This is a genomic window from Desulfobacula sp. (assembly GCF_021107415.1).
Genome location: NZ_JAIOSW010000297.1, coordinates 1 through 9,810, shown reverse-complemented (window position 1 = coordinate 9,810; position 9,810 = coordinate 1). Strand labels below are relative to the sequence as shown.

Genomic DNA, 9,810 nt, shown 5'->3' with positions numbered 1-9,810 from the left:
CAGGATATGATCCTGAAAAGGATAAAAAATTAAAAGAATGGAAAAATAAAGAAACAGGACTTCTTATTTCGATCCATCAGTATGGAGACGGAGAACCAAAAGTTCAGCTGGGACCCAGAATTTTGAAAAAGAAAGACGGGACTGACAGAGCACCTTCAAAGGCTGGCAGGCTTTCCATTGAAGACATTACGTGGATTTATGATATCATTGATGAGGTAAAGGATGAATTATCCGACCTGGTCGGACCTGAGTAATGAATCCATAGTCCCTCCTTTAGGGGCACGCCGAGCAAATGATATCGGTTCTGTGGCAGTGACAGTAAGTTGTGAACCCGATATTAACCTCATAAGATCAAATGTCCTGAACCCTGAGGTTAAGCCTTTTTTTATGAGTACCCTTATGACGCCGGATGGATGTGATAAGGGTATTTGCATTGTCGGACCCTTTATCGGCGCCCCTTACGCTGCAATGCTTTTAGAGTCATTAATTGCTAAAGGAGCTGATAAGATCATTATTCTGGGCTGGTGCGGGGCTGTGACGGATCAACTGAAGGTAGGGGATATTATTCTTCCCTGCAAGGCTATTGTGGATGAGGGAACATCCTGTAATTACAAAGTGTTGGACAAAGATATTCCCAGTTCACTGCCGGATTTGAATTTAATGGATCAATTATCAGACCATTTGACATCCTGTGAAATCAGTTTTCAAAAAAAAACTGTCTGGACCACAGATGCTATTTACAGGGAGACAAAAAACAAGGTTGCTTATTTTAAAAAACTTGGGGCTCAGGCGGTTGAAATGGAATGTTCAGCCCTTTTTTCTGTGGCCCTTTATCGAAAAGTCCAAATTGCAGGACTCCTTGTTGTGTCTGACAGCGTGGCATCAAAAGACTGGGATCCCGGATTCAGGAAAAAACGCTTTAAACTTGCAAGGGCGACTGCCTGTGAATCCGTGATGACCTTTGCTGAAAAATTGTGTGAAAATGAATGACCAAAATACAGACCAGATAAAAAAAGAAGCAAGAAGACTTCAAAAGGAATTGACAGGACACAGTTATCAATACCATGTCCTGGATGAGCCTGTGATCTCAGATGTCGAGTATGATTATATGCTCAAGCGCCTCATTGAAATCGAAGAGAAGTTCCCCCGGTTTTCAACCCCGGATTCTCCGACACAAAGAGTGGGAGCGCCGCCTCTAAGTGGATTTGAGCAAGCCATTCATTCAGTTCCCATGTTAAGCCTTGATAATGCATTTATTGATCAGGATGTTCTGGATTTTCATAAAAGAATTGTTAAAAAATTAAATCAAGAAGATGTTTTATATATAGTTGAACCTAAGCTGGATGGGGTTGCGGTTGAATTGAAATATGAAAACGGGATACTGGTACAGGCAAGTACCCGGGGAGACGGTGTCACAGGGGAGGTGATCACCCAAAATGTCAGGACCATCAGATCTGTTCCGTTAAAATTGCATGAGGGTAAACTAAAAGCGCCTTCCCTGCTCGAAGTCAGAGGAGAGGTTATCATTACACGGTCTGATTTTAATCGCCTGAACAACACCCGTCTTGAAAATGAACAAAATGTTTTTGCCAACCCGAGAAATGCAGCAGCAGGGTCTTTGCGGCAATTGGATTCCAAGATAACAGCAACACGACCACTTGATATTTTTGTTTATGGTACAGGCCTTGTACAGGGGATTTCCTTTCAAAACCAGTCACAGATGCTGGAGGCACTCAAAGATTTTGGTTTTCCAGTCAATTCGCACATAAAGGCCGGGATCACCATAGACAAGGTTTTAAAATTTTATAAAGAACTTGAAGCCTTAAGAGAAGATCTTGCCTATGAAATTGACGGTATGGTGATTAAAGTTAATGATACCCGGTTACAACGGCAATTGGGTGAAAAAATAAAAAGTCCGAGATGGGCCATTGCCTATAAGTTTCCTGCCATGCAGAAGACCACGACCATAAAGGATATTATTATTCAGGTCGGTCGAACAGGAGTCTTAACCCCGGTGGCCATATTGGAACCCGTCAATATCGGCGGAGTCATGGTCTCAAGAGCCACCTTGCACAATGAAGATGAAATAAAAAGAAAAGATATCCGTATTGGTGACAAGGCTCTTGTAATGAGGGCAGGGGATGTCATACCAAAAGTAGTGAAAATCATTGAATCCCAAAGAAAGGGTAATGAAGTCTCCTTTAAAATGCCGGTCCATTGTCCGGTCTGCCATAGTAAAATACAAAAAACCAAACTGGACAAATCCCATATCAATAAGTGTGTTAATGCATCCTGCCAGGCTCAGTTAAAAGAACGAATCAAACATTTTGTTTCAAAAAAGGCATTTGATATAGAAGGGCTTGGAAAGAAAATCGTTGATCAACTGGTGAATGAAGGCATGCTAAAATCATTTGCAGATGTATTTTTACTGGAAAAGGAGAAACTTGCCGGTCTTGACCGGATGGCTGAAAAATCCGCAACTAATCTAATTCAGTCTATAGAAAAATCAAAAAATATTTCTTTAAGACGCTTTGTTTATGCATTGGGGATTGATCATACAGGGGAAAATGCAGCCAAACTGATCTCAGAAAGATTTTCAACTCTCAATGGTATTATGGAGACGTCTGAAGAAATCTTAATAGAGATCAAAGGGATCGGTCCGGAAACAGGAGCCGCGGTCACTCAATTTTTTTCTAACCTGGAAAATAAGATAATTATCAAAAATATTACCCGTTCAGATGTCATCATTACCAATGATCAGCCATCAGAATCCCATGATAACCCGTTTAACAATAAACGCATTGTGCTGACCGGTACACTGCTAACCCTGACGCGCAGTGAGGCTAAAAAACAGCTTGAAAAGCTTGGTGCCGGTGTTACATCAGGTATCAGCTCGAAAACCGACTTTCTTATTGCCGGTGAAAAGGCAGGATCCAAGCTTGAAAAAGCCCAAAAGCTTGGAATTGAAATACTGGATGAAACCCGCTTTACAGCTTTGCTGAAAGAATATGTATAAAGTTTAACGTGTGATATGATTGAATCATCTGTGCTTGGATAAAAAAGCAATGCGAGAGAAAAAAAATGAATACTAAAGAATGGGAGAAAATTCCCAATGTGGATATGAATTGTTTCGGGTGCGGCTCTGAAAATCATCATGGGCTTAAGATGACCTTTGAAAGAAAACAAGAAAAGATTCGATCCATTGTTATCGTACCGGACCATTTAAGAGGGTGGAGCAATATCGTGCACGGAGGGGTGTTGTCGACCATATGTGATGAGATCATGGGCTGGGCAGCCATGCATCTTGCAAAACGGTTTATGTTGACAAAAACCATAAATACTTCTTTTTTAAAACCTGTTACAATTGGATCGAAGCTTAAAGCCCTGGGATATATTAAAGAACGGATTGATGAAAGAAATGCAATCATGGCAGGAGAAATTTACAATGAAAAAGGCCAGCTGTGTACAATGAGTATCGGTGAATTTGCTCTTTTTACACCAGATAATTTTAAAAAACTTAATATCGTGCCAAATGATCTTATTTCTAAAATGGCAGGTGTCTTTAACAGGGGATAAGGATTCAATTGGACAAATAGAGCAGGGAGTCAATGGGAAATAACAGTTTGAACTGCATTTATTTTGACAAAGGTTTTGAAAATAAAACCGCTCTGCCGACTTCCTTTACATGGACATCCTGGTTGAACCCTGCAGCTTTATAGATCTGCATCGCACGAATGTTGTTTTCCTGGATTTCCAAAGTGATCTTGCAACAACTTAATTCAATAGCCTTTTTTTCAACTATTGCTAAAAGTCTTTGACCGATTTTTAATCCTCTATAATCCGGGTGCAGATAAAAATCACTGATATTAATCATCGGGCGTGCCTGAAAAGTTGAAAAACCTTTGAAACATGTAACTATGCCGGCAGCCTTGTTATCATGGAAAGCTATGAATATGATCGTGGTTGGATGATGTTGCAGCCCCGGGATTAATTCTTTTAAAACATCCTGAGTCAGGGGTTTTCCAACTCCCATGGGATCTGCGGCATAGGCGTTCAATAATTCTAAAACAGCCTGTGAGTGAAGTGTGAGATCCAGATTGGCTTCAAATATTTCAGTCTGAGTCATAATTAACTCCTGTATATTGAAATTGAAAAAATTCCTATTTTTTACAAAATGGATTTTATGGGATTAACCATTTTTTTTAAATCAATACAATCAATCTATAAATGCAAAGGCAATCTCTTGTTATCAATTTCAATGGTTGTTTTCGTATACGTCAGCTTGTTAATAATTTTTCCATCTTTAAAGTGAATCACATCCACACCTTTCCTGATTTCAGGTTTGTCTTCAAAACCCGGTTCACTCGAAGGCCATTCAAGAATCCATCTGTAGAGAACTTTTTGATGCTGTTCATCAATGAAAGTTTCCTCTTCTAAAAACCTGAAATTACCATGATTGTTAAACCAGGGCTCCCAGGCTTTTCTAAGTGCTTTTATCCCTTTGATATAAGCACCGGTCCAGTTTTCAAAGAAAATATCATCGTGGAAAAGGGCCAGTACTTTATCAAGGTCATGCTTTCCCCAGGCAAGATTCCACTCTTTTAACAAGATTCTTATTTCTTTTTGTGAAAGTTTCATTGATTCACCTATAACCATTGGTTTAGTGTGTTGGCATAATATTGTAATAGACGGATCTCTGTATCATTACAGGTAAATAATCCATCTGCTTCCTTTATCATGTCTCGAAGCAACATCAGCGAGATGGCTTCGGAAATAGCATGTTTTCTGGTGCTGTGGGCTGTTTCAATAACAGGGGCACCTTTTATTTTTATTTTTTGTAAAATTGATCCACACCCATTCTCAATATCTAAAAAGGTGAGCTCTTTGTCAAGATTTTCTAAAAAAAATTGGGACACTATAGATACAGGGACGATGGGCACAACAGCTGAAATTTTGTTTATTAGTGTGTCACACAGTTTTTTGATTTCAGGAAATCTTTGTTTGCGCGGCAAATTTTTAAAAACAATTTCATGTTTTTTTGAATAGGCAATAGTTGAAATCGGATTTCCAAAATTTACACAGGCATAACCAAATCGATGCCACCTGGAAAGCAGCATCTGGGTAAAATTTCTCAAAATAAAGAAAATACTTGTCTTGAAAATAAACCAAAGGCTTCTTTTTTTTACATCAGAATTTAATGACCTTAAAAGGCTTCTGTCTTCTATGGTACGATCGTAATTGATACCCACAGGAATAAAGATGATATCCTGGTCTTTTTTGGGATCAAAACTGCGCAGCATGTAATCAATCAAACCGAGTCTGGGTTTCTGAAGCTTACCATCCTTGCTGAGTCCGCCTTCAAGAAAGACAGCCTGGCATACGCCCTGTTGGGTTGCCATGTGGATATATCTTTCTAAGACCCTTCGATACAAGGCATTCCCGGAGTTTCTCCTTACAAAAAAAGCTCCCATGAACCGAAACAGCATATGCAGCGGCCATATTTTTGCCCATTCACCGACTGCATAGGAAAGTGTGGTTCTCTCTGCTGCCAGGAATGACACAAGAATATAATCAATGTTGGAACGATGATTCATAATAAAGACAACCGTGGAATCAGGATCTATATTTTTATATTGATCATTTTCAAAAAGCCCTACGCGAACCCGGTACAACAGGCGGGCGATTTTTTTTGCAATCCAGTATCCGATCCTGAAGTAGAAATAAGCATTAAATGAAGGAACAATTTCTTTTGCATAGGAGATCACTTTTTTTTGAACCATTTCAATGGGCATGTCATTTTCTTTTGCATAGGACTTGATTGTTTTTATTACTTTGGGGTCATAGCACAAACGATCAATCAGGACTTGACGTTTGGTTAATTGGAAGGGTCTCATTTCAATATCGAGCCGGGTTCCAATTTCTTCTATCACGGCATTGATGCGTCTGCGAAGAAACCATCGGGTGCTTGGAATCAGTATACGATCCAATAATGCAATGGCAAAAACTAAGATAAAAAAGAGAAACAACCAGATGGAAATCGTGATCTGTCCACTCATAAGGTTCTCCCGTTTAAAGAATCAATTATGACCAAAGCTTTATAATGATTTAATCAAATAATGCATTAATAAAGAGTTTTGAATCAAAGTCCTGAAGATCTTCAATCTGCTCTCCCACACCAATATATCTTATCGGCAGTTTCATACTGCTTGCAATGGCGGCAACAATACCGCCTTTGGCAGTTCCGTCAAGTTTTGTCAATGCAATCTGGGTGATTTCAACTGCTTCATTAAACAGATTTGCCTGGGAAATTGAATTTTGTCCGGTTGTTGCATCTAAAACCATTAATACATCATGGGGAGCACCGGGCAATTTTTTATTAATTGAGCGTTTTATCTTTTTAAGCTCTTCCATTAGATTCTTTTGTGTATGAAGTCTGCCGGCCGTATCGATTAATACAATGTCAATATCCCTGGCAAGAGATGCTTCGACAGCATCGTAGGCAACGGCCGCCGGATCAGCGCCTTCCTTATGTTTGACAATGGATGCGTAGGATCGATCTGCCCAGATTTCGACTTGTTCAATGGCTGCCGCCCTGAATGTATCTGCTGCGGCAATGAGCACTTTTTTCCCCTGGGACGTGAACTTCATGGCAAGCTTTCCCAAGGTCGTGGTTTTGCCGGTTCCATTGACGCCGACCACCATTATAACGTGGGGTTTAGTGATTGGGGAATTTTTTTCGGTATCAATGTTTTTTGGGAACAGTCCAATTAATTCTTCTTTTAACACTTGTTTGAGTTCATCTGCACTGGAAAGCTTTTTGGCTTTTTTTCGTATTCTTTCAATCATTTCCATGGTAATATCAATACCAAGATCTGATGCGATCAATAGCTCTTCCAACTCTTCAAAAAGGTTTTCATCAATCGTTTTGGTGGAAGCAAAGAGGTCATTGATGTCTGTGGTTAATACTTGTCTTGTCTTTGACAGCCCGTTTTTCAGCCTTGAAAAAATTCCGGTTCCCTGGTCTTTTTTTTCAGGACTCTTTTTTTTAAATATATTAAACTCCAATTTATCTCACTCCTTTAATTTTCTTTGTATGATCTTTTACATTTTTCTCGAATCAGAATCAAGGATTGTAAATGAAAATTTAAAGGAAATATTGGCTAACCTCATAATGTGTCATAGATATCTCTATTAATAAATTTGGAACTGCTTTACTTTCTGTCCATCTGTGGTTAAAAATAGAAGGACTATATTAACCTTAAAAAGGAAATACACCCTATGAGTTCTGCCCAGAATGAAAAATTATTGACATTGCAGGATCAGGTGAAAAAGCTTTTGTCCCAGAAAGATACTTTATTAAAAGAACTTGATGCGGTTGAAGAACGGTTTGAAAAAACCAATAGATTATATCGTAAATATTTTCCTGTGATTATTGACTCTGTTGCTATTGGCGACAATTCCTTTGCAAGGACCTGTAAGGTTCTGAGCCTCGCACTGAAAAAAGGAGAGTCTGAGGGTAAAATCGAATATATTTTTGAGCAATTGAAAACTGCCATGCTTAAAGAGGATATCGGCTCTGTACCCGGTAAGAAGAAAAAGGGGCTGTTTTCTTCTTTTATGAAGGGGCCTTCTGTATCATTTATTGATGAGTACAAACAAAGTTATCATGATGTGGCAAATAATCTTCGCTCCAACCTGGGAGAAAAATATTTCAATAAACTTGACAATATCACTGCAAGGATAAAAGCGGCAGAAGATACGAACGATATCAGTGAAATTAGAGAAAGCGTATTCAGCCTTATTTTTGTTTATATCTCCGATACCAGTCAGGATCGTGAAAAGGTTAATTCCTTTGTCCTGGAAGTTGTCGGTAAAATTCTTGATATTGAATCCAAACTTGCAACAACTTACCAGCAGACTGATTCCATGTTCCAATCCAATGAAGGGTTTGAATTGGTTTTAAACTCTGAAATGGAAGGACTGAAACAAGAGTCAGATGTGGCTTTGAGCCTTGATGCCTTAAAAGTTGAGATAGCCCAGAGACTATCGTCCATTGAAAATGCTCTGCAGAAAAAACAGGCCATAGACCTAGCCATTAAAGAGGTGGCAGAAAAGAACAGGCAGGCATTTAAATCCGGTTTTGCAAAATTGAAACAAGAGCTTGATGAAGCGACAAAGTATTCAGAAGAGCTTGAAAAGAAGCTGAATCGCGATCAGTTAACCGGTGCATATAACCGGCGGGCGTATGACAAAAGGATTGAAGATGAGATGGCAAGATTTTTAAGGTACGGAACTCAGTTCTCATTGCTGTTAATGGATGCAGATAAATTTAAACTGATCAATGACAATTATGGTCATGCCATTGGTGATAAATGTCTTCAGGAGATTATAAAGCGAACCCTGCCCTTATTACGTAAAAATGACATGCTTGCACGGTATGGGGGTGAGGAATTTATGGTGATCATGCCGGAGACCGACAGCAATGGAGCAAAAGAGGCGGCTGAGAAAATCAGGCAGACCATTGAAAAAATAGAGTTTATCTATAAAAAAGAGAAAGTCAAAGTGACCGTCAGCATTGGTGTGTCTCAATCCAGAGAAGGTGATAAAAACCATCAGCAGATTTTTGAACGTTCGGATATTGCCGTATATAAAGCCAAGGAGCAAGGCAGGAATCGGGTTTTAGTGTATTGATTTGAATGGATAACAGGAGTGGATATGGAGTCTTTGAAATATAAATCACTTGAATTTTTATTAAATCACACAAAAACAGGAGATGTGACCTCGGATGTAAATGCTGAAACCATTGAAAGGCGATCATTTTCTCCCAAAAAGATTAAAATTTTTTCATCAAAGTATACCGACATAGAAGATTGTCCGGAATATAAATTTAAGTCTGATAAGGAAGCTCAAAAACTGCTTCCTGATATTATTGACAACCCGGTTCAAAGACTTGTTCCAGGCGAGGGGAAAAGCGAAAGTGACAAGCAGATGTTCTCCATGCGCTGGAATATAGGAGTGGTTTTTTCAGGGGGCCCTGCACCTGGCGGACATAATGTAATCGCAGGGCTGTATGATGAGGTAAAAAAATATAATTCAGAATCCAAAGTGTTTGGATTTCTTATGGGGTCTGACGGCTTAATTGAATCAAAATATATTGAAATTACCCAAAGTCTTGTGGATGCCTATAGGAATATGGGCGGGTTTTCCATGATTAAGACAGGGAGAACCAAAATTGATACTAAAAATAAAATGGAATTATCGTTAAAAACTTGTGTGGATCTTGAGTTGGATGGTCTGGTGGTGATCGGAGGGGATGATTCAAATACAAATGCTGCCTTTCTTGCCCAGCGGTTCAAAAGTGCAGGGATTAAAGTTATTGGTGTCCCAAAGACCATTGACGGAGATATACAGGTACAAACCGATGACAAAGAAACACTTTTAGCCATATCATTTGGATTCCATTCGGCTGCAAGGACATTTTCACAAAATATCAGTAACCTCACCTCTGATGCCGGTTCAGATATCAAATACTGGCATATTTGCAAGGTCATGGGAAGAGTAGCCAGTCATTTGACATTGGAATGTGCCTTTCAGACACATGCCAATCTTTCTTTGATTGGTGAAGAACTGGCCGATTACACAGACCCAAAGAGAATTGAAAAGGCCAAAAAAAACGGGACAATTGATTATACTGCATATGGTATGACCTTGCGTCATTTGTCCAGATTAATATGTGATATCATTGTTCGAAGAGCTGCTGCTGGTAAGAATATCGGTGTAATGATCCTTCCGGAAGGTATTCTTGAGTCT

At 39.3% G+C, this 9,810-nt stretch carries 10 protein-coding genes; 6 read left to right on the top strand and 4 right to left on the bottom strand.

Annotation, left to right across the window (positions count from 1 at the left end; translation table 11 throughout):
- The 4 genes from K8S13_RS15525 to K8S13_RS15510 form a co-directional block, all read left to right on the top strand.
- Nucleotides 1-254, top strand: a 254-nt coding sequence (locus K8S13_RS15525; RefSeq protein WP_291463855.1) for a hypothetical protein, incomplete at its 5' end; no start/stop codon positions are given.
- Nucleotides 223-990, top strand: a complete 768-nt coding sequence (locus tag K8S13_RS15520) for a nucleoside phosphorylase (RefSeq protein ID WP_291463853.1) — start codon at nucleotides 223-225, stop codon at nucleotides 988-990. The genes K8S13_RS15525 and K8S13_RS15520, both read left to right, overlap by 32 nt.
- The gene (ligA, locus tag K8S13_RS15515; protein WP_291463852.1) at nucleotides 983-3,016 is read left to right on the top strand and encodes an NAD-dependent DNA ligase LigA; all 2,034 of its coding nucleotides are present in this window, start codon (nucleotides 983-985) and stop codon (nucleotides 3,014-3,016) included. Before K8S13_RS15520 ends, ligA begins: the two co-directional genes overlap by 8 nt.
- A 65-nt stretch (nucleotides 3,017-3,081) precedes the next feature.
- Entirely contained in the window at nucleotides 3,082-3,576 is a 495-nt protein-coding gene (locus K8S13_RS15510; protein WP_291463850.1) for a PaaI family thioesterase, read from the top strand.
- A 58-nt stretch (nucleotides 3,577-3,634) separates the two neighbouring features.
- Here K8S13_RS15510 and K8S13_RS15505 read toward each other — a convergent pair whose 3' ends face one another.
- From K8S13_RS15505 to ftsY, 4 genes are all read right to left on the bottom strand, one after another.
- A complete protein-coding gene (locus tag K8S13_RS15505; RefSeq protein WP_291463848.1) occupies nucleotides 3,635-4,126 on the bottom strand; it encodes a GNAT family N-acetyltransferase in 492 nt (163 codons plus the stop codon).
- A 95-nt stretch (nucleotides 4,127-4,221) separates the two neighbouring features.
- On the bottom strand, nucleotides 4,222-4,638 hold the full coding sequence (locus K8S13_RS15500; protein ID WP_291463846.1) for a nuclear transport factor 2 family protein: 417 nt from the start codon (nucleotides 4,636-4,638) through the stop codon (nucleotides 4,222-4,224).
- A gap of 8 nt (nucleotides 4,639-4,646) precedes the next feature.
- A complete protein-coding gene (locus tag K8S13_RS15495) occupies nucleotides 4,647-6,056 on the bottom strand; it encodes a 1-acyl-sn-glycerol-3-phosphate acyltransferase (RefSeq protein ID WP_291463844.1) in 1,410 nt (469 codons plus the stop codon).
- 49 nt (nucleotides 6,057-6,105) lie between these two features.
- Nucleotides 6,106-7,065, bottom strand: coding sequence for a signal recognition particle-docking protein FtsY (gene ftsY, locus K8S13_RS15490; RefSeq protein WP_291463841.1), 960 nt, complete (start codon nucleotides 7,063-7,065; stop codon nucleotides 6,106-6,108).
- 213 nt (nucleotides 7,066-7,278) lie between these two features.
- On the opposite strand from ftsY, the gene K8S13_RS15485 reads away from it, so the two are divergent.
- Nucleotides 7,279-8,691 carry a diguanylate cyclase gene (locus tag K8S13_RS15485; protein ID WP_291463840.1) on the top strand — a complete coding sequence of 471 codons (1,413 nt, stop codon included), beginning with the start codon at nucleotides 7,279-7,281 and terminating at the stop codon, nucleotides 8,689-8,691.
- 24 nt (nucleotides 8,692-8,715) lie between these two features.
- A partial coding sequence (locus tag K8S13_RS15480; RefSeq protein ID WP_291463838.1) for a 6-phosphofructokinase occupies nucleotides 8,716-9,810 on the top strand: 1,095 nt, incomplete at its 3' end.